19 protein-coding genes are annotated in these 20,677 nt (G+C 64.3%); 4 read left to right on the top strand and 15 right to left on the bottom strand.

Going from position 1 to position 20,677, the window contains the following annotated elements; translation table 11 throughout:
• The first annotated feature begins 2 nt into the window (after nucleotides 1–2).
• Entirely contained in the window at nucleotides 3–779 is a 777-nt protein-coding gene (gene nagB / locus M1D74_RS12385) for a glucosamine-6-phosphate deaminase (RefSeq protein WP_309071221.1), read from the top strand.
• Nucleotides 780–796: 17 nt separating this feature from the next.
• On the opposite strand, the gene M1D74_RS12390 is transcribed toward nagB, so the two are convergent.
• Nucleotides 797–2,068, bottom strand: a complete 1,272-nt coding sequence (locus M1D74_RS12390; protein WP_309071220.1) for an MFS transporter — start codon at nucleotides 2,066–2,068, stop codon at nucleotides 797–799.
• Nucleotides 2,069–2,214: 146 nt separating this feature from the next.
• On the opposite strand from M1D74_RS12390, the gene M1D74_RS12395 reads away from it, so the two are divergent.
• Complete coding sequence (locus M1D74_RS12395) at nucleotides 2,215–2,955, top strand: MBL fold metallo-hydrolase (protein WP_458115486.1); 741 nt, start codon at nucleotides 2,215–2,217, stop codon at nucleotides 2,953–2,955.
• Between the two features lie 7 nt (nucleotides 2,956–2,962).
• On the opposite strand, the gene M1D74_RS12400 is transcribed toward M1D74_RS12395, so the two are convergent.
• Nucleotides 2,963–3,652 carry an esterase/lipase family protein gene (locus M1D74_RS12400; RefSeq protein WP_309071218.1) on the bottom strand — a complete coding sequence of 230 codons (690 nt, stop codon included), beginning with the start codon at nucleotides 3,650–3,652 and terminating at the stop codon, nucleotides 2,963–2,965.
• Nucleotides 3,639–4,391: an alpha/beta fold hydrolase gene (locus M1D74_RS12405; RefSeq protein WP_458115487.1), complete on the bottom strand. Its 753-nt coding sequence runs from the start codon at nucleotides 4,389–4,391 to the stop codon at nucleotides 3,639–3,641. The genes M1D74_RS12400 and M1D74_RS12405 overlap by 14 nt, the downstream gene beginning before the upstream one ends.
• Before the next feature lie 93 nt (nucleotides 4,392–4,484).
• Here M1D74_RS12405 and M1D74_RS12410 point away from each other — a divergent pair, with 93 nt between their 5' ends.
• On the top strand, nucleotides 4,485–4,961 hold the full coding sequence (locus M1D74_RS12410; protein ID WP_309071216.1) for a Fur family transcriptional regulator: 477 nt from the start codon (nucleotides 4,485–4,487) through the stop codon (nucleotides 4,959–4,961).
• 14 nt (nucleotides 4,962–4,975) lie between these two features.
• Nucleotides 4,976–6,472 carry a catalase gene (locus M1D74_RS12415; RefSeq protein WP_458115488.1) on the top strand — a complete coding sequence of 499 codons (1,497 nt, stop codon included), beginning with the start codon at nucleotides 4,976–4,978 and terminating at the stop codon, nucleotides 6,470–6,472.
• Nucleotides 6,473–6,511: 39 nt separating this feature from the next.
• On the opposite strand, the gene M1D74_RS12420 is transcribed toward M1D74_RS12415, so the two are convergent.
• From M1D74_RS12420 to M1D74_RS12475, 12 genes are all read right to left on the bottom strand, one after another.
• Nucleotides 6,512–7,144: a TetR/AcrR family transcriptional regulator gene (locus M1D74_RS12420; protein WP_309071214.1), complete on the bottom strand. Its 633-nt coding sequence runs from the start codon at nucleotides 7,142–7,144 to the stop codon at nucleotides 6,512–6,514.
• 45 nt (nucleotides 7,145–7,189) lie between these two features.
• Complete coding sequence (locus tag M1D74_RS12425; protein WP_309071213.1) at nucleotides 7,190–8,698, bottom strand: amino acid permease; 1,509 nt, start codon at nucleotides 8,696–8,698, stop codon at nucleotides 7,190–7,192.
• A gap of 99 nt (nucleotides 8,699–8,797) precedes the next feature.
• Nucleotides 8,798–11,359, bottom strand: coding sequence for an MMPL family transporter (locus M1D74_RS12430; RefSeq protein WP_458115489.1), 2,562 nt, complete (start codon nucleotides 11,357–11,359; stop codon nucleotides 8,798–8,800).
• Between the two features lie 18 nt (nucleotides 11,360–11,377).
• Nucleotides 11,378–11,992: a TetR/AcrR family transcriptional regulator gene (locus tag M1D74_RS12435; protein WP_458115490.1), complete on the bottom strand. Its 615-nt coding sequence runs from the start codon at nucleotides 11,990–11,992 to the stop codon at nucleotides 11,378–11,380.
• 68 nt (nucleotides 11,993–12,060) lie between these two features.
• Nucleotides 12,061–12,474 (bottom strand): VOC family protein, encoded by a 414-nt coding sequence (locus M1D74_RS12440; RefSeq protein WP_458115491.1) that lies wholly within the window; start codon nucleotides 12,472–12,474, stop codon nucleotides 12,061–12,063.
• Nucleotides 12,471–12,755, bottom strand: a complete 285-nt coding sequence (locus M1D74_RS12445) for an ArsR/SmtB family transcription factor (RefSeq protein WP_309071209.1) — start codon at nucleotides 12,753–12,755, stop codon at nucleotides 12,471–12,473. Before M1D74_RS12445 ends, M1D74_RS12440 begins: the two co-directional genes overlap by 4 nt.
• 38 nt (nucleotides 12,756–12,793) lie before the next feature.
• On the bottom strand, nucleotides 12,794–13,948 hold the full coding sequence (locus tag M1D74_RS12450; RefSeq protein ID WP_458115492.1) for an FAD-dependent oxidoreductase: 1,155 nt from the start codon (nucleotides 13,946–13,948) through the stop codon (nucleotides 12,794–12,796).
• A gap of 102 nt (nucleotides 13,949–14,050) precedes the next feature.
• Complete coding sequence (locus M1D74_RS12455) at nucleotides 14,051–15,424, bottom strand: MFS transporter (protein WP_458115493.1); 1,374 nt, start codon at nucleotides 15,422–15,424, stop codon at nucleotides 14,051–14,053.
• On the bottom strand, nucleotides 15,405–17,207 hold the full coding sequence (locus M1D74_RS12460) for an ATP-binding cassette domain-containing protein (RefSeq protein WP_458115494.1): 1,803 nt from the start codon (nucleotides 17,205–17,207) through the stop codon (nucleotides 15,405–15,407). Before M1D74_RS12460 ends, M1D74_RS12455 begins: the two co-directional genes overlap by 20 nt.
• On the bottom strand, nucleotides 17,200–18,069 hold the full coding sequence (locus tag M1D74_RS12465) for an ABC transporter permease (RefSeq protein ID WP_458115495.1): 870 nt from the start codon (nucleotides 18,067–18,069) through the stop codon (nucleotides 17,200–17,202). Before M1D74_RS12465 ends, M1D74_RS12460 begins: the two co-directional genes overlap by 8 nt.
• Complete coding sequence (locus M1D74_RS12470) at nucleotides 18,062–19,003, bottom strand: ABC transporter permease (protein ID WP_309123762.1); 942 nt, start codon at nucleotides 19,001–19,003, stop codon at nucleotides 18,062–18,064. Before M1D74_RS12470 ends, M1D74_RS12465 begins: the two co-directional genes overlap by 8 nt.
• A gap of 40 nt (nucleotides 19,004–19,043) precedes the next feature.
• The gene (locus tag M1D74_RS12475; protein WP_458115496.1) at nucleotides 19,044–20,588 is read right to left on the bottom strand and encodes an ABC transporter substrate-binding protein; all 1,545 of its coding nucleotides are present in this window, start codon (nucleotides 20,586–20,588) and stop codon (nucleotides 19,044–19,046) included.
• Nucleotides 20,589–20,677: the final 89 nt, after the last annotated feature.

Here is a 20,677-nt window from a genome sequence, read left to right on the forward strand (position 1 = left end):
CCGTGCAGGTCATCATCTGCGACTCACCGGAACAGGTCGGTTCGCGCGCAGCGGACATCATCGAAGAGCATGTGCGGCGCGGGCCCGCGGTTCTGGGACTGGCTACCGGCAGTTCACCTGCGGGAACCTACCGCGAACTTATTCGGCGCCACCGCGAGGAGGATCTCAGCTTTAGAGATGCCACCGCCTTCACACTCGACGAGTACGCGGGACTGCCGCTGGATCACGAGCAGTCGTATCATTCAACGATCCGGCGGGAATTCCTGGACGACGTGGACCTCCCGCTGTCCCGTCTGTTTACCCCGCACGGGGATGCCGAAGATCTCCGTGCAGAGGCGGCCCGCTATGACACCGCTATCCGCGAGGCCGGCGGTATCCACGTCCAACTCCTCGGGATCGGCGCGAACGGGCACATCGGGTTCAACGAGCCGACGTCGTCCCTGACATCGCGGACCCGGGTCAAGACTCTTGCCCGCATCACGCGCTCCGACAACGCGCGGTTCTTTCCCGGCGGTGAGGTCCCACAGCTGTGCCTGACCCAGGGGCTCGGGACCATCAGCGAGGCACGGCAGGCCGTGCTGGTGGCTATCGGCTCCAACAAGGCCGCCGCCGTCCGCGCAATGGTCGAGGGTCCGGTCAGCGCCTTCTGCCCCGCCTCGGTCCTGCAACTGCACCCTCGCGCCGTCGTCGTCCTCGATCGTGAGGCAGCCTCGGAACTGCAGCTCACCGATTACTACCACAGGGCACAGGAGCTGAACGACCGGCTTCTCGCCCGGTAGCGCTCAGCGGGGGTCGCTTACGGTTCGGGGGTGCGGGAGTCGTACCGGCCGAAGCGCGGTTGAAGTCGGGCCAGCAGGACCACCAGGAGCATGCACACGATCCCGCCCCACAGCGCGGTCCAGCCCTCACCGATCCACTCGGCCGCCCCGCCCCCGGCCAGTTCGCCCAGCCGGGGGCCACCAGCGACGACGACAATGAACACTCCCTGAAGTCGTCCCCTCATGGCATCGGGAGTGGCCGACTGCAGGATGGTGCTCCGGAACACGCCGCTGACGGAATCGGAGACGCCGGCCAGCAGAAGGCAGAGGGCGGCGGGAATGATCCACGGGGTCATCCCGCCGTCGGGCGAACGTCCGGCAAGGATGACGACGAGTCCGAACGCGCTGATCGATGCTCCCCATGCGGCGACAGACCACTGGACAGCTCTGCCCTGACGGTGAACGTGTCCCAGCGGACCGGAGAACAAGCCGGAGAGCACGGCTCCGAAGGCACTCGCCGCGAGCAGGATTCCGACTGTCAGTTCGCCGCCCCCAATGAAAACGGCGCCTACTGCGGGCAGCAGCACGCGAGGCTGTGCCATCACCATGGCGGCGAGGTCGATGAGGAAGGTCATCCGGATGTTCGGCCTGGTGCCGAGGTAGCGGAACCCCTCGATGACTGTGCCGAGTCCTGCTCGCCGCACCGGCCCTTCAGGAGGCATGGCGGGGAGCCGGAAGAGTGCCCACAGCGCGGCGGTGAAGGTGACGACGTCGATGGTGTAGGTCCAGCCGTAACCCACCTGTGCGATGAGCAGCCCCGCAAGCATCGGTCCCACGGTGAACGCGAGCCCGAAGGTGATCATCGACAGGGCGTTGGCGGCAGGCAGCAACTCAGGCCGCACCAGCCGCGGAATGATGGCCGTCCGTGTCGGCTGGTTGATGCCGGCAAATCCGCTATGCACGGCGATCAGGACGTAGAGCAGCCAAACGTTGTCGGCTCCGGCCCAGGCCTGCAGCGCTATGCCGATCGTCGATGCCCACAGGCCGATTCCGGACAGGAGGGCGACCTTGCGCCGATCATGGGCGTCGGCAACCGCTCCCCCGTACAGTCCGGCGAAGATCAGCGGCACCAGGGCGAATAGACCGATCAAACCGACGTTGAGGCTTGAGCCGGTGATGTCATAGACCTGCAGGCTCACAGCCACCAACGTCAGATTGGTGCCGACTGCCGAGAGCGCCGTCCCGAAATACATCCTGCGGAAAGCCGGACTCTCCTTCAGCGGAGTGATGTCGGCGAGGAGTCTTGGCACCGGCCAAGTCTACCGGCGGAGCCGTTACCTCCGGCAACGACCCGCGCGTGTTCGCAATTCATCAGCCTGCTGACTTTACGGGTGCGGATGACTAGGGTTGCACTCACAGCGCCGCTCGCAACCGATCGTCAAGTGAAGGAACCGCCATGCTCACCAGCGAAGTCGCCGAGGGAATCCACTGGCTGGAACACGCCCATGTCAACGTCTACTTCGTCGAACAGGAAGGCCGTGTCATGATCATCGATGCGGGCCTCCCTGCAATTTGGCCCAGAGTCCGGGCAGCCCTGCGCGAACTCGGATTCGAGGACTTGGTAGTGGCGCTGGTCCTCACCCACGGTCACTTCGATCACGTGGGAGTAGCTGCGCGGATAAGGAGTCACTACCGGGTGCCGATACTCGTCCACCCGGATGACGCCTATATTGCCGCCCATCCATACCGCTACAAGCACGAGCTGAACCGATTTGTGGTGCCCCTGCAGAACCCCGGCAGCCTGCCCATCCTCGGCCGGATGACGCTGGCGGGAGCCCTACGGGTGCGCGGGGTCACCGATACCCTGCCGCTCGCCCCCGGGCTGGCGGCCAACCTCCCCGGGACGCCGGAGGTCATCCATGTCCCGGGCCATACCGCGGGCCACGTTGCTTTTCATTTCGCTGATCGCGGTGTGCTGATCATCGGCGACGCACTGGTCACCCTGAATCCCTACACCGGGGTGAAAGGACCACAGATCGTGTCCGGCGCAGCAACGGCCAATTCTCCGCAGGCCCTGGACTCCCTCGACCGCATCGCGGCGCTGCACGCCGACAAGGTGCTGACCGGCCACGGCGAGCCGTGGCTTTCAAGCCCGGCCGAGGCCGTCGCAATCGCCAAGAAAATTGGACCCTCCTGAAGGGTTCCTATCCCGCGGGCTCCGGGGCGTGGGCTGCAATGGCTGTATCGACAGCGTCGAGTACGCGCTTGTCTCCGAGGGGCCGAAAGTGGCCCATGATGTCGAGCCGCACGTTGGTCGCACCGACCAATTCGCTGCCGCCCGGGATATGCGGATCGAACGTTCCGTAGATGGAGGTGATGCGTGAGTTCACGGCAAGGTTGGCCCGCAGTGCGTTCAGCGTCCGGTTCCGTGGCGAGAATGCACGCAGGCTGGGAAGGAACGCGAACATCGCGTAGACGGAACCGGAAAAGGGCGAGTTCACGGCAACCAGCTGGTGTACGCGCGGCGCAGATTCCGGAAGGGTCATGACGTATTTTCCGATGAGCCCGCCCTTGCTGTGCGCTACAAGGATCACGTTGCGCAGGTCCCGCTCCCGCAGGTACTGGGCGACGAGTTCCGCCATCGCTGGAACCGTGCCCCGGTTGTAACCCAGCGCAGTGACCGCGTGCACTGGGTGCCCGTTTGCATGGAGATGGGAAGCGACCGGGTGCATGAACTGCCAGGGCTCGTAGATCCCCGGGAGCAGGACCACGGGCGCCTTGTCGCCGGACAGCTGGGAGCCGGCGTCGCCCCGGAAGATAAAGCCGCGCGCCTGCCAGAAACCGACGTAGGCGTAGTCGAGGCCCCAGGCCCACCCCCGCTTAAGCAGCCGCATGCGGGTCCCCGGTCAACAGTCCCCGGGCAGTTTCTGCGGGGCGACTGAACATCAGGATGTGTGGCACATCCGGCACCTCCACGATCACGGAGTTCGGATTGGCGGCGGCCAAGCGCTGGAGCCAATCCGGCGGCACGATCGGGTCGCGTTTCCCCCGCATGAGGACGACCGGGCAGGCTACCCGCGGTAGCGCATCTTCAAGCCTGTGGCTCACCATGGCCGGCAGCGTGCGGAGGTAGGGAACGATCGAACGAAGGTAGTCGGTGAAGACCATCCAGTTCACGGCAGGCGGCTCACGGAGCGTGTCCTGCGCCAGGCGCAGCGCCTGCTGACTGACCGAACGCTCCTGATCATTCACAGTGGGCCCGAGCAACACGAGCTTGTGCACCAGCTCCGGAGCAAGGGCCGCAGTCTCTGTGGCCACCTGGCACCCCATGGAGTGGCCGACCAGAACTACCCCGGTCAGGTCCAGCCTTCGCAGGACAGCCACAACGATTTCACCGAGCTCCGGCACCGACAACGCCCGCCGCGGCCAGGGCGAAGGACCGAATCCCGGAAGTTCGACCGCGTAGACAGCGCTGTTCGTAGCCAGTTCGGCGGCCAACCGCTCGAAATAGCGGGCGGAGACGCCGATGCCGTGGACAAGGACGATCGGTTGCCCCTGACCTGTCCTCCGAACGTTGACAACACAGTCTCCAACGCGCTCCTGGCGTCTTTCTTCCCAGGGCGTACGGCCCATTCTTCAACCCTTCATCGCCAATGTATCCCTACAGCCTAGCCCGTTAGGCGAGGCTTATTATGAGTCACTCAGAATAAGTGTTTTACTGGTCGCATGACCGAACAGAATGCGCCCGTGAGCCCCTGGGCTGCGCCGCTGCGCTCAGCGGGGCGAAGGGTGACCAGGCAGCGCCTGGCGGTGCTTGCCGCCGTCGAACGGTCACCGCATTCAACCGCCGACGACGTCGTGACCGCGGTTCGGAGTGAACTCGCCGATATCACCGTGCAGTCGGTGTATGTGGTCCTCTCCGATCTCACGGAGAGCGGGCTGCTGCGCAGGATCGAGCCGCCCCACTCCCCCGCTCGGTATGAAACCCGGGTCAATGACAACCATCACCACGCGGTCTGCACCGGGTGCGGCCGGATCGAAGACGTGGACTGCGCTGTCGGACACGCGCCCTGCCTCACTCCATCCTGGTCGCCCGGATCCAGCCGGATGACCATTCAGATTGCCGACGTGGTGTATCAGGGTCTCTGCACCGACTGCCGCGAGACCTCCCCAAATCTTCCCGAACTAACAGAAACACACTGAAAGAAGGAGAATCCATGACTGCCAACTTCAGCACCACCCAATCGGGTGCCCCCGTTGTCGACGACAGCAATTCCTCAGCCCTGGGCCGCGACGGCGCCATCCCGCTGACTGACCACTACCTGATCGAGAAGCTCGCGCAGTTCAACCGTGAGCGCGTTCCCGAGCGCGTTGTGCACGCCAAGGGCGGCGGTGCCTTCGGTATGTTCGAGACCACGGAGGATGTCAGTCGGTACACCAAGGCTGCGCTCTTCCAGCCCGGTGCCATGACCGAGACGCTGCTGCGCTTCTCCTCCGTTGCCGGCGAGCAGGGCTCCCCGGACACCTGGCGCGACCCCCGCGGCTTCGCACTGAAGTTCTACACCTCCGAGGGCAACTACGACCTTGTGGGCAACAACACCCCGGTGTTCTTCATCCGCGACGGCATCAAATTCCCCGACTTCATCCACTCGCAGAAGCGCCTTCCCGGTTCAAACCTGCGCGACGCCAACATGCAGTGGGACTTCTGGACCCTCTCCCCTGAGTCAGCGCACCAGGTGACCTGGCTGATGGGCGACCGCGGACTGCCCGCCTCATGGCGCACCATGAACGGCTACGGCTCCCACACCTACCAGTGGATCAATGAGGCCGGCGAAAAGTTCTGGGTCAAGTACCACTTCAAGTCCAACCAGGGCCACGAGACGCTGACCGGCGACGAGGCTGAGGCACTGGCGGGTTCGGACGCAGATCACCACATCCGCGACCTTTACGAGAACATCGAGCAGGGCAACTTCCCCAGCTGGGACCTCAAGGTCCAGGTCATGCCGTACGAAGAGGCAAAGAACTACCGGTTCAACCCCTTCGACCTGACCAAGGTCTGGCCGCACGCTGACTACCCGCTGATTCCGGTCGGTCGCCTCACCCTGAACCGCAACCCGGAGAACTACTTCGCGCAGATCGAGCAGGCCACCTTCGCGCCGTCGAACTTCGTTCCGGGTATCGCGGCATCCCCCGACCGCATGCTGCAGGCCCGCATCTTCTCCTACGCCGATGCGCACCGCTACCGCGTGGGAACCAACCATGCGCAGCTGCCGGTCAACGCACCGAAGAACGAGGTGCGAAACTACTCGAAGGACGGTGCCGCCCGCTTCTTCTTCAATTCCCCGCAGACCCCGGTCTACGCTCCCAACTCGGTGGGCGGCCCCGCTGCAGATCCCGCGCAGTACGGTGAGCACGGCGGCTGGGAGAGCGACGGCGACCTGGTGCGCGCCGCGCATAGCCTCCATGCAGAGGACGATGACTTCGGTCAGGCCGGCACGCTGTACCGGGAGGTCTACAACGACGCTGAGAAGGCGCGCTTCCTGGAGACCATCACGGGTGCGGTCAGCGGTGTGACCATCGAGGACATCCGTGAGCGCGCCATCCAGTACTGGACGAACGTTGACGCGGACCTTGGCGCGAAGCTTCGCGCCAACCTCGGCTGCGCTTCCGGTGCGGCCCAGAACTCCGAGGCCGAGGCCGCGAACAAGTTCTAGGGTGTAACCCGTGTAAGCAAGCGGAAAGGGAGGATGGGCTCAGGCCCGTCCTCCCTTTTCGCTGTTTCCGGCCTCCGAATGGACTGCAGCGAGCGCATGGTCCAGGCCACTGAAGAACCGCTCAACCAGCAGGTGCAGCGCCCGCTTCACGGACGCTCCGTCATTGTTCAGCACAAAGTCGTACTGCAGACCGTACAGGCTTGATACGAAGAGTCGCGCCGAACCCTCCGCCGCCTCGCGCGGCAGGCCCTGGTTCACCAGCCAATCGGCAGCAAGTTCGTGCCAGAACGAGAACTTCCTCAGGGCACTGCCGCGGGGGTTGGGACTCACGGAGTCCTGAACGGCGGCTTCGAACTCCAGTCGCTGCAGACTTCGGTTCCTGTCGACCAGCAGTTCATTCCAGGATTCCAGGAGCCATTCACGAAAGTCGTCCCGGGTGAAACTTTCGGGATTCGTCGGCTTGATGGAATCATGACGTGCCTCAATATGCGCGACGATCTCGTTGATGAGCTCCTCGCGGTTTCCGAAGTGGTAAACGAGCACATAGCTGCTGATGCCCAGCCCATCGGCAAGGGTGCGGAAGCTCAGGCTCGCGAACGTCTTGTCGAGCAGATACTCGACGATCTGGTCGAGAAGCTCGTTCTTGCGTTCCGGTTTCGGGGGGCGCGCCATGGCTGAATATTACAGTCCGCCCTGACGCGCCCCTCCCGCCGAAGGTCAACGTCCCGCGCGGGACTCTTCCAGCTCGGGTTCATCTGCGTTTCCTGATGCCAGCCGTGAGTGCCGCCGACCGTACGCGAAGTAGATCGCGAAACCCACGACGAGCCAGATGCCGAAGAACACCCAGGTCACGGTGGCCAGATTGAGCATGAGGTACAGGCAGAGGACCGCCGACAGAACCGGGATCACCTTGCCGAAAGGCACACGGAAGGACGGCTTCAGATCAGGGCGCTTCTTGCGGAGCACCAGGATGCCGAGGCTGACCGTGACGAACGCTGACAGCGTGCCGATGTTGATCATCTCGGCGAGCAGCTCTACCTCGGTGAAGCCGGCCAGCAGCGCAACGACGACGCCGCAGAGGATCTGTGTGCGGGCCGGAGTGCTGCGCTTCTCAGAGGTACGGCTCAGCCCTCGGGGCATTAGCCCGTCACGGCTCATCGCGAAGATGACCCGTGCCAGACCCATGAGCAGCACCATGATTACGGTGGTCAGGCCAATGAGGCTTCCCACCGAGATGATGCCGGCGGCCCAGTCTGCTCCCACCAGCTGGAATGCGGTGGCCAGCGACGGCGATTCCGCTGCGGCAAGTTCCTTGTACGACACCATCCCGGTCACGGCCAGGGTGACAAGGATGTAGAGCACGGTCACCAGCGCCAGGCCACCGAAGATTCCGCGCGGAAGGGTCTTCTGCGGGTCCTTGACCTCCTCGGCGGAGGTGGCAACGACGTCGAAGCCGATGAACGCGAAGAAGACCAACGCTGCACCGGAGATGATGCCGGTGAAACCGTAGACGGCCGGGTTGGCACCCGACAGGAAGGACAGGAAGGGCTGCGAGGTCCAGTCCGCATCCAGTGCCGCGGGCGGCTCGGAGGCCGGGACAAACGGCTGGTAGTTCTCGCCGTTGATGAAGAAGAATCCCGCAACAATCACGAACAGCACGATGGCGATCTTGATGATGGTGAAGATGTTGTTCACACGGGCTGACAGCTTGGTTCCGAGCACCAGAATGACGGTGAAGATCGCCACGATGATGAGCGGCCCCCAGTACATGGTGATACCGAAGACGTTGACCTGGGACGGAACGTCCAGGTTGAGCACCGCGAACAGGTCACTGAGATACACGCCCCAGAACTTCGCGATCACCGCTCCGGCCATCAGCAACTCAAGAATGAGGTTCCAGCCGATGATCCATGCGAGAAGCTCACCCATGGTCGCGTAGGTGAAGACGTAGGCGCTGCCTGCAACAGGGATCGCTGTGGCGAACTCGGCGTAGCACATGATGGCCAGCGCGCAGGTGATTGCAGCCAGCACGAACGAGATGGTCACTGCCGGCCCGGCGTTGAAGGCCGCTGCCTGAGCGCCGACCGAAAAAATGCCGGCGCCGACAGCAACAGCCACGCCCATGATCATGAGGTCCCAGGTGGTGAGCGACCGCTTGAGTGTGCGGCCCTTCTCACCTGAGTCTGCGATCGACTGTTCGATCGACTTGGTACGGAAAAGATTCACGGCTATGTGTCCTTGATGGGGAAAACTGACCGCATAATCCTAGAGATTACGAAATACTTCTCCGCATTAGTCTCACCATGTGAGACGGTTTGATCCCCTTCAGCGGCCCGACGGTACCGGATCCGACGACGGCACGTCCCGGCCGGCGTCGTGGTCCGTCTTCTCCATCAACCGGGCGCCCTCAACGTCGACATCCGGGAGGATGCGGTCCAGCCACCTGGGCAGCCACCAGGCTGACCGGCCGAGGAGGTGCATCGCTGCGGGGATCAGGGTCATACGCACCACAAAGGCGTCCAGCAACACGCCGAAGGCCAGGCCGAATCCGATCGGTCGAACCATGGTGAGGTGGGAGAAGACGAAGCCCGCGAACACCGACACCATGATGATGGCCGCCGCCGTGACCACCCGTGCCCCGTGGCTGAAGCCGACGCGTACCGCTTCCTTCGCCGGCCGGCCGTGCACGAAGGACTCGCGCATTCCGGAGACAAGGAACATCTGGTAATCCATGGCAAGACCGAACAGGACGCCGATCAGGATGATCGGCAGGAAGCTCAGGATCGGGCCGGGGTTGGTGACGCCAAAGAAATCACCGAGCCAGCCCCACTGGTAGATCGCCACGGTGGCCCCGAAGCTGGCCATCAGTGAGAGCAGGAACCCCGCTGTGGCGATGAGCGGCACGAGGATGGAGCGGAAGACCAAGAGCAGCAGGATCAATGAGAGCCCGACGACGATGCCTAGGTAGAGAGGCATGGCCTCCATGAGTTTGGCGGACACGTCGATGTTTGCGGCGGTCTGGCCTGTGACGGAAACTGTCACACCGGTGGCGTCCTCGATGTTCGCCGCCTCAGCGCGCAGGTCGCGGACAAGCTGTTCGGTGCTCTCGCTTGCCGGGCCTTCCTCGGGAATGACCTGGTAGATCGCGGTGCGGCCGTCGTCGCTGATGGCCGCGGGCACCGCCGCAGCAACGTCCTCGACCTGGGTGAGTTCGTCTGCGACGTCCAGCTGCAGTTCCGTGCGGTCAGCCTCGTCTTCGATGGGCGGCAGGTTGCCCACTACGAGCAGCGGACCGTTGGTGCCCTCACCGAACTTCTCACCGACAAGCGTGTACGCGCGGTAGGCAGTCGAATCAGCGGGTTCGGAACCGCCGTCGGGCAGTCCCACACGCAGTTCCAGGGCGGGGATGGCGAGCACCGCGAGCGCGGCGACGGCCGCAAGCACCGTCAGGATCGGCTTGCGGGTCACGGCACCGCCCCAGCCTCGGCCCGCCGCATAGGAATCGTCCGCGGAGTGTTCTTCAGCGGCCTGCGCGTCAGCACCTGCGGACTCCGCCTTCGCCCAACGGCGCTTCGAGATGACCCGACGACCCATGAAGCCGAGCAGCGCGGGCGTCAGGGTCAGCGCGACGATGACAGCTACGGCCACGGTTCCAGCCGCGGACATGCCAAGAATGGTGAGGAACGGAAGGCCTGGAACGGCGAGGGCGGCAAGCGCGATGACAACGGTGATACCCGCGAACAACACGGCGTTGCCTGCTGTACCGGTGGCACGCGCGATCGATTCCTGCACAGGCATGCCCCGCAGCAACTGCGTACGGTGGCGGTTCACGATGAACAGCGAATAATCGATCCCGACGGCGAGTCCAAGCATCAGCGCGAGTACCGGAGAGATAGAGCTCATCTGAATGACGCCGGTGAGCGCGAAGGTGATGCCAACGCCGACACCTACGCCGACGATCGCCATCAGCAGCGGAAGGCCAGCGGCGATGAGCGTTCCGAGCATCAGGATCAGGACGAGCGCGGCCACGGCGAGGCCGATGACTTCCGCGGGACCGAAAATCTCGGAGATGTCCTGAACGATCTCCTTGCTGTACTCCACCGAGAGACCGGCCTCGGTCGCCCGGTCCGCGGCCGCCTGGACAGCTTCTCGCGTCTCGACGCTGATTGCGTCCACCGACGACGTGAATTGGATGCTTGCGACGGCTGTGGTGTCATCCTCCGATACGAACTGCACTCCGGAAGAAGCCTCCAGTTGGCGTTCCCCCAGCTCCAGTTCGACGCGGGCGGCATCGAGTTCTGCCTGTCCTTCATCCAATTGCCCACGCTGCGCATCGATCTCGGTTTGGGCGGCGTCGAGTTGAGCCACAGTGGCATCGATCTGCTCGGCCGGAAGGAAGGACTTTCCGGCTTCGAACTGCGCGCGCTGCTCATCCAACTGTGCCTGTCCTGCGTCGAGCTGGGCGGCGCCGTCGCGGAGCTGCTGGGCGCCTGCTTCAAGCTCAGCACGCCCGTTCTCGAGCTCTTCCCGACTGTCGGCGATCTGTTGAGCGGTGACGAAGGGGTCGATCACCGCTTCCACGCCCTCGAGCTCAGCGACGTCACTCAGTACGCTGCTGACGTCTTCGCGCTGATCGGTGCTGAATTCACCGTCAGGACTTTCGAAGACGATGGTCCCCATTCCGCCCACGGCGTCAGGCATCTCTTCCTTCAACTCGTCGAGGACGCGCTGGGATTCTGTGCCTGGAATCGTGAAGTTGTTGCTGAGGGTGCCGGAGAAGGCAACGGCTGACCCGCCGACCGCGACCATGATGGCCAGCCAGGCGGAGACCACCCACCAGCGGCGGCGGTAGGCGAACGAACCGAGTCGGTACAGGAGGAATGCCATGGTGATCTGCGTCCTGGGCTAGAGCGTCGGGTGAGAAAAGCCGTCATGCAGCATGGTGAGCGTTGTGACGATGTGGTTTTCGAGTGTCTGTGCCGCGTCGCGGTCAGGGTTCTCGCTGGAAGCCCATTCGCGCATGGCGGCTTTGGCGCAGGAAAGTAGCGAGCCGACGAGCGCATGGATGTACAGACTCGATGCCTGTCCCTCCAGGCGCTCTTCGACCGCGCTGATGATGCGCGCTTCTGCGCGCTCCCAGGCCAGAAGCTGTGTGCCCAGGAGGTCCGGATTGCCCGCGGCCATGCGGAAGAGATCGCCGCAGTCCTGCAGGTTCTCGACCTTCGTGGTTGCTGCGAGCGCCTGGATCATCGCGTCAAGGATCGGCTCGTCGGCAGGACGTTTTGTCAGCTCAGCTTCAGCCTGGTCGAGGAATGCTTCGGTGGAGACGCTTAGCGCCTCTTCGGCACTGTGAAAGTAGTTGAAGAAGGTGCGACGGGAGATGTTTGCCCGCTCGGCGATGTGCTCTGCGGTGAACGCACCGAGACCTTCGGATCGGGCCAGGTCAAGAGCGGCCTGGGCTATTGCCCGCCGGGTGTCGAGCTTGTTCTGCTCGCGACGACTGGTTTGCTGCGGAGTCACATACTTACACTAGGTGCAAGTTTGCACACCGTGCAAGTTATTCAGGTCCTGATTGCTCGGGAACTAATTTAGGAGGCGCCGCCGTCGTCTGCTGGAGCTTTCAGCTCGATCAGTTGAATGAGATTGCCGCAGGTATCGTCCAGCACAGCGACGAGGGCCGTGCCGATGTCAGTGGGCGGCTGAGTGAACTGAACCCCGAGGCCGGCAAGCCGAGCATGCTCCGCGGCAAGGTCATCGACGTTGAACTGAGCCAGCGGGATACCATCCTCCACCAGGGCATCCCGGTAGGGCTTGACGGCCGGGTGGCCCGCAGGCTCGAGGAGCAACTCCGGCCCGTCCGGCGCCTCCGGAGAAACGACGGTCAACCAGAAGTCCTCACCCAGCGGGATATCATGGCGGGTCCGGAACCCGAGGACATCCGTATAAAAGGCGTGAGCCGCCCGCTGGTCATCGACGAAAATGCTCGTCAGCGCGATTTTCATGCACTTGCCCTCTCACTGGCAGGCCACCGGTTCGCGATCTCGGCGAGTGGCCCTGGATTGAAGTAGTGGAACTTCGAACGCCCCCGGCGCTCGGTCGTGACCAGGCCGGCAGCTTCGAGGACCGCCAAATGCTGTGAAATAGCCTGCCGGGAGCTGGCCACTTCATGCCGCATGGTCAGAACCGAGCAAATTTCGAACAGCGTCTGGCCGTCCCGCGCGAACAATTCATCGAGGATCAGCCGCCTTGTCTCGTCGTCGAGAGCCCGGAAGATATCAGCCACCGGTCAATAATACGCAAGTGAACGCTTGCTTATCAAGGTTATGGAATTCGCACTGCCTTACCCGCCAGCGCATTCCCGATGAACCGGTTGACGAGCGGAAGGCGGGAGAGCCTGGTCATCACCCGCCGCACCATCAGATCCGCGTCCGACGACGGCAGGAACCACCGCCCTGCGCGCCGTCCCGCCTCCTGCTTCTCGCGCACGACGGGCATCCAATGATCCTGATAGGCAGCGAGACCGTCATTGATTGACGGAGCATGCACAAGGAGAGCGACCAGGACCCGGGCTCCCGCGATAGCCAATGAGGATCCCTGACCTGCGAGCAGGGAAACGGCTTGGCACGCGTCACCCACCAGGACTACGCGCCCCGTATGCCAACGATCCAGGTGGACCTGGGCAACGACGTCGTAGTAGGGGTTCGTAGGCGCCTGGTCGAGCGCGCGCGGGGCAAGCCAGCCAGCATCCGCAAATTCCCTGCGCAGGGTCTCCCTCCGGTTGGCCGGCAGGATTGGCGATCCATCGCGATGGATCAGGAAGGCCGCGACCCTGGTGCCCCGCAACCCGTATAGCCCTATCTGCTTGTCCTTGGTGTCACTGACCGCGAAGCGGCCTCTGACCTGACTATTGATCTCGGAATCGTCAAAGGTGAACGCTGCAGTATGGAATCCGAGGTACCTGATGAACTGCGCCTCCGGCCCGAAGAGGGCTTCCCGCACCGCCGAGTGGATACCGTCTGCGCCGACCAGAAGATCACCGTCAACGAATCGACCGTCACTTGTATGGACCCGGACTCCGTCGGCATTATTCTCGATCCGCGTAAATGTCGCACCGTAGCGAAGCGGAACCGACGCGGGAAGGCTCTCCCGCAGCGCTTCCTCGAGATCGGGCCGCATGATGCTCAGCAGCCGTCCATTGACGGCTTCAGCGAATCGCTTGAAGCTGAGCCGCCCGGTGGTGCGACCCGCCGAGTCGACGTAGGACACTTCATCAACGGAATAGGCACGTGCCTCGAGTGCAGGTAGGACACCCATCTTCTCCGCGGCGTCGTATCCGGCGCCGAAGAAGTCCATCATGTAACCGCTGGCCCTAGGGCCGCCTGACTTCTCGAGTATCTCCACTTGCCACCCCGCGTCAGCAAGGTTGACGGCGGTGGCGAGACCCGCGATTCCCGCGCCCACGACGATTGCTTTCACGGTCAGTCCTTCCCACAGCCCGGAGCAGCGCCGCATCCCGCCGACGGACCGGTACCAGTGCGGATTATTCTCTGGAGTACCTCACCTGACAAGGGCGACTGCTTACTGCCTCGTCCTTCGGGTCGACTCAGGGTGCCGGAGCGCGGGGTGACTTCCATGCAGCAGCTTCGGCAGCAGGAGCGCTGCTAGCAGGGCAAGTGCGATGAGTGGCAGCCAGGGGGTTCCCGGCCACCAGTGATGCCGGTCGGTCAGGTCCAGCAGCCAGCCCAGCAGTGCGTTTCCAGCCAGCACTGCGACGCCGCCGCACGTTGCTGAGAGCCCGTAGTAGGCGCCACGGCCTGCTCCCGCTCCGGCGCTCTCCGGGATGAAGCTGGGTATGAGCGCGAGGACCGTGGGCCGAATCAGCATATGACCGAGCATGAGGACTCCGACGATGCAGACCATCAGTACCGCGGCGTGCGGTACTCCCGCGATGGCTGGTCCTGCTCCCTGTGCGTCCCAGCCTGATGCCTCGGAGCGCGTCCCTGCAGCTACCGCCGTCAGTGCGGTGATCCCCATCGCACTGGCCATCAGCAGGAACCCCACCGACACGGCCCGCCCCGGCCCGATCCGTTGGCCCATTGCAGCGACGGGCAACTGGAGCAGCAGGGTCATCACCGAAGCGGTCAGGAACAGCACGGCCAGCCACGAACTCTCCAGTCCCCGCCGGCCCAATTCGAGCGGAAACGCGAAATAGAGCTGGTTGTACGCCAGCATGCTGGTGCTTGCAAGAAGGCAAAAGGCGACGAACCGCCGGTTTCGCAGGCACGCAAGAGCGTCACCGGGGCGGCGCGCTTCGACTTCCGCTTCACCCTCCTGCGGTCGGCGTACCGGGACGTCGGCGGGCAGCCGGAACCACAGCAGTATGGTCACGGCGGCGAAGACAGCTATTCCTGCGACCAGTGCTGCATCGAACCCCCACCCCAGCAGTGCCGCTCCAAGCAGGGGTCCGAGCAGCGCTCCTATTTCACCTGTGATGGCCAACCAGACGAACACCGACCGGGCGCCTTTCCGTCCGTCGGCGTTCGAGGGTGTACGGCTCGTGCGGGGAACCTGTCTCGAACGGTCCGCGTGCGAGAGTTGGGATTCAAGGGCTGGCGAGAACAGCGCACCCCCTGCCCCGGTGAGCACGGCGCCCAGGAGAAATAGGGTGAAGTCCGACGCCGCCGCCAGCGTCGCATAACCGGCGATGCGGACCAGACAGCCGGTGAGGATGGCACGGCGGGCACCCCACCGGTCGGCCAGCAGACCACCAAAGAGGAACATGCCCTGCTGACTGAAGGTCCGGGCACCAAGGACAAGCCCGACGGCGGCCGCGTCCAGCCCGTAATCCCCGCCCATGGCTCCGGCCAGGAAGGGTATTACAGCATAGAAGCCCAGGTTGAAGACCAGCTGCGCACCGAGAAGTGTGCGCGTTTCAGAGGGGTATCGCGACACTGGTCGGTCTCTGTATCGTTTGCGCAGCAGCAACCAACTGCTTGCTGTGGCTGTGCTCCGGCTTCGCGAAGAAGTCGGTCGTGCGTGCCAGCTCAACGAGGGCGCCCTGATAGAGCACTGCCACCCGCCGGCTCATATACCGGATGACGTTCATGTCGTGGGAAATCATGATGAGTGCGAGCCGGCGGTCGTGGTGCAGGCGCAACAGCAGGTCCAGGACCTTGCGCTGGGTAACGGCGTCCAGGGCGGAGGTAGCCTCATCGCAGATCAGTACCGCCGGATCCAGGAGGAGCGCCCTCGCAATCGTAAGTCTCTGAAGTTGTCCGCCGGAACATTGGCTCGGGTAGCGTTCCAGCAGATCCGCCCCCAGTTCAACGTCCCGGACAGACTGCCTGATGAGCGCCTCACGCTCGTCCGCAGTGAGGGCACGACGGCGCAGCAACGCAGCTTCCAGGCTGGCGCGCAGTTTCATGCGTGGGTCAAATGCGTCGTGCGGCTCCTGGAAAACCAACTGCACTGCCGTTGGGTCTTTCACCTCCCTCGGCCGCGGCGATCGAATGATTCGGCCTCGATCTGGCGTCTCCACACCGACGAGCAGGCGGGCGAGTGTGCTTTTTCCGGAACCTGACTGCCCCAGCACACCAAGGATCTCCCCCTCCCGCACGCTGAGGGAGACTCCGTCGAGAGCCGGTCGGGCACCGCGCCCGTTCGAGGGGAACCGCCTGGTGACGTTCTCCAGTGCCAAGATGGTGCGTGGCGACCCGGGCTCGACCGAGGAGGCCCCGCCCCTGGCGACCGGCGTCGGGAGCGGAGTCCGGACCGCATGGCCACCTCCTTGCTTCTCCGCCGCAACGCGGACCGGGATGCGCGGAAGCGTCTCAGCCGCCCTTGCCTGAACCGTGCGGGCCCGGAGCAGGCTCTCCACCGGGATGCGCACAGGTTCCCGCGCGGGGTCGACCGTCGCCGTTGTGAGGGCTGACGCCGAGAGCAGTTCCCGCGTGAACGTGGTTTGCGGTGTATTCAATACAGTCCTGACCGGACCAGTCTCCTGGATGCGGCCGCCGTCCATCACCACCACCCGATCAGCGAATGCCGAGACGGTGGCCAGGTCATGGGTGATGTAGAGGACCCCGAGCCCGTGCACGTTTCTCTGCGTATCGATCAGCTCCAGGATCTGCCGCTCGAGCACTTTGTCCAGCGCCGACGTCGGCTCGTCGGCGAGCAGCATCTCCGGCTGGCCGGCCATGGCAAGCGCGAGCATGGCCCGCTGTGCCATCCCGCCGGAGAGCTGATGCGGGTACGAGCGCGCACAACGGGTCGGATCCTCGAACCCGGCGTCGGAAAGCAGCCTCAGTGCCTGCGCTTTGGCAGCTCGTCCGCGCAGTCCGCGGTGCAGTTTCAGCGGCTCAGCGAGATGGCGTCCGATCGTCATCCTCGGATTCAACATGCGCTTCGGCTGCTGATACAGCATGCCCAGCCGGCCGCCGCGAATACGGTTGAGCTCCTTGTCTTCACAGCGCAGGAGTTCTGTCCCGCCGAGCCGGATAGAGCCGGACGCAACACGGATCCCGGGCGGAAGCAATCCCAGCACCGACAGCGCAGTCATGGTTTTACCGCTTCCGGAGGCCCCCACCAGAGCCACCATCTCACCCGGCGCCACAGAGAGCCCGACGCCGGAAAGCAGCAGCGGAGGAACCCCGCCTTCTCCGGACGGCAGCCGAGCAGCCGGCCCGGTGCTGGACCCGGCGAGGCTGAGACCCTCGATGGACAGACCCTCACCCATGGCCGGCAGCCGCCGTCGGAACTGATGCGGCGGGCAGCAATGTGCTGCCCGACATACGTGCCAGATGCTGGCCGAGAAGCGTCACGCAGAGCGCGACGACGAAGATGACCAGGCCCGGGGCGAGCATGGTCATGGGCGACCTTACTGCGTAGGGTTGGGCGGCGGCGAGCATCGACCCCCAATCCGACTGCGGAGGTTGCACCCCCAGGCCCAGGTAGGAGAGGGCGCCGACACTGATGAGGAACTGGCCGAAGCGGAGGGTGGCCTGCCCGAGCAGAGGTCCAGCAAGATGGGGCAGGATATGCCGCAGCACTATGAACCAGGGCGGGCACCCCAGCACCCTGGCTGCGTCCATGAACCCGCGCGCCGAGACGTCGTAGGCCAGTGCCCTGGCCAGCCTGGCGAAGGGTGTCCAGCCGGTCACGGTCAGGGCAAGCAGCAGTGATGGGTACCCCGCGCCAAGCGCCGCAACCAGGAACAGTGCAATCACCATTTCCGGCATCGCCAGCAGAACGTCACTGGTACGGGTGAAAAACTCGTCGAGCCATCCGCGCCGGCGTGCACTAAGCACACCGATCGCTGTGCCGATTGCCGCGGTAAGTACGGTGGCAAGGGCTGCGATGGTCAGTGAGAAGCGGCCGCCGTCGAGCAGTCGGCTCAGGGTGTCACGGCCCAGGTGGTCCGTGCCCAGCCAGTGTGAAGCACCAGGCGGAGCAAGCCGGGATACGAGATCCTGCTCGGCCGGCGGATAGGGCGCAATCCAGGCGCCGAGGGCGACTGACAGTACGATGAGCGCGAGCACGGCGGTCGCGATGCGAAGGTGCACCGGCAGACGGCCCACTGCCCGGGTGAGCTTACGCATGGCGCATCCTGACCTGTGGGTTGAGGAGTCCGTGCACAAGGTCGGCCGCAGTGGTCAGCACCACCGCAAGCCCGACGACGAGGACGACCGCGCCCTGCGCCAGCGGAATGTCGCTGTTCAGCACGCCGTCAAAAAGCAGGCGCCCCATGCCCGGAATGGCGAAGATCACCTCAATGATGACCGATCCTCCCAGAAGACCTGCGAACCAGACGGCAACCAGCGTCGTCAGCGGGAGCAGTCCGTTGGGAATGACGTGCTTCCGCACGGTGTCGAAGCGGCTGAGCCCCCTGGCCCGTGCGGCCACCACGTGGTCTGCTGCCAGGGCCTCAAGCATCCCGTCGCGTACCGCAGACGTGAAATGACTTGTGGGGCGCAAGGCGAGGACCGCGACCGGCAGCACAGCCGACGTCGGGCCCTCCCACCCTGCCGACGGCAGCACGGAGAGCTGGATCGCGAAGACCAGGACGAGCATCGGCGCCAGCCAGTATTCGGGCATGGCGATGAAGGCCTGGTTGAGCGCGGTGATGGCCTTGTCCGCCGCACGGCCCTCCGTGAGGGCCGCCGTAACGCCGAGGACCACGGACACCAGGGCGGCCGCGGCAAGAGTCATGACCACGAGGCTGAGAGTGATCCAGAGGGCGGGCAGTACCTGCTCCACCACGGGGGTGCGGCTCGTGTAGGACAAGCCCATATCTCCGCGGACCAGCTGACCCAGCCAGCGCAGATACTGGGTCCAGAGCGGGTCCTGAAGCCCCAGCTGAAGGGACAGGGATTCGACGGCGGATCCGTCCACCATGTCGCCGGACACCCTGGAGCGGATGATCTTCCGCACTGGATCGCCGGGCGTGACATAAGGGATTAGAAAGACCGCGAAAGACGCCAGGAGAACGGCCGCCACCAGGGCAGCCGTTCTCCTGGCGAGGAACAGCATCATGAGCGGCCCTGATCTTCGGGCCTACGCGGGAGGGCCATGGTCAGGACGCAGACTTGGCCGTTCCCGCACGGAGCACGTACCGGGACAGCGGATCCTGCACGTGGGCCTGCAGATCGGTGCGCACGGCGTCAATAGCCTGCTCATTGACGAGCCAGATGTTCACGGCCTCGTCCTGGAGGATCTGCCCGGCTTCGGCGTAGAGCGTGTAACGCTCGGCGGTGTCGGCCGTGGTGGCGGCTTGCGCCACCAACTTGTCGTACTCCGGGTTGCAGAAGTGGCTCAGGTTGTAGCTGCCTTCACACGTGTAGTCAGCGGTGAGGAACCCGATGGGATCGGCGATGTCGATCAGGCGGTTGCGCTGGCTCAGGACCATGTCATAGTTGCCGGACAGCAGGTCCGGTTCCACAGCGGCGTACTCCTTGGTCGTGATCTTCACGGGAACACCGACCGTCTTCAGGTTCTCCTGGATGACGGTGGCCACATCGGCGAACTCTGCTCGCTCCACGATGGCGACGATCTCGAGCGGACGGTCGGCGCTGTAGCCGGCGGAGGAGAGTAGCTCCTTGGCGGCATCAACGTCCTGCTGCGGCACCGCTGCGCCGTCGACAGCCCACGGCTCCGACGGAGCGAAGGGACCGGTTGCCGGGATTGCGGCGCCTTCATAAACGCTCGCGGCCAGTGCTTCCAGGTCCAGGGCTGAGCGGACGGCTTTACGGAAGTCGACGTCGTCGAACGGCGCCCTGCCGTTGTTCATGTACAGCGTGGCGGTTCTCGGCGAATCGGCCTTCAGGACACTCACGTTCGGGTCGGCTTCAAGGGCCGCCAGGCCGGAGACTGGGATGGAGAGGGAGACGTCCGCTTCACCGGTCTGAATCTGGGCGGTGCGTGTGGCGCCGTCGGTGATGAACCGGATCTCGGCGCCGGCGAGCTGCACCTCACCGCCCCAGTAGTCCTCGTTGCGGTCAACCGTCAACGACTGTTTGGGTTTTTCGGACACGGGCTCGAACGGCCCTGTGCAGTGGCCGAACGGGTCTACCGTTTCACCCTCGAAGGCCGCGGGCGACAGGATCCCGGTGTTGACGCTGGCCAGACGGTAAGGAACCAGCGGACTCTCGGTAGGGGTGGTGACACGAACCGTGGACTCGTCTACCGCAGTGACTTCGCTGACCACGGCGGTGCTGAAGGCGCGGGCTGGAACTTCGGCGTCGAGCACGTTCTGCAGTGAACCGACCACAGCGGCAGCATCGAGCACAGTGCCGTCCTGGAACATGACACCCTCGCGAATGGTGAAGTCCCATTCAAGCGGTGAAACCTGTGTCCACTCGGTTGCGAGGGACGGAACGATCTTCCCCTGCTCCTCGTCATATCGGGTCAGTGTCTCCAGACACCCGGACAGGGAGAGGATGTAGGCAGCGTCGCTCTCGAGCGCCCAGTCGGCGACGGGCGCGCGGAAGTTGTTGACCACGACCCGCTGGTCCGGGTCAGCAGCCTCGCCCGCGCTGCCCGACGTGCCGCTGAAGGTGCAGCCGGAGATGGACAGCAGGGCAACAAGCCCCAGGGAAACGGACGCGAGTGAAGTGCGCAACGGGAAACCACCTAGCTAAAGCGTCTGCTGATATCTCAGCTGCAGACACGGGAGAAACGGCCGGAGGGCCAAGGCAAGTGTAGGCAAAC

This window comes from Arthrobacter sp. D2-10 (assembly GCF_054161285.1).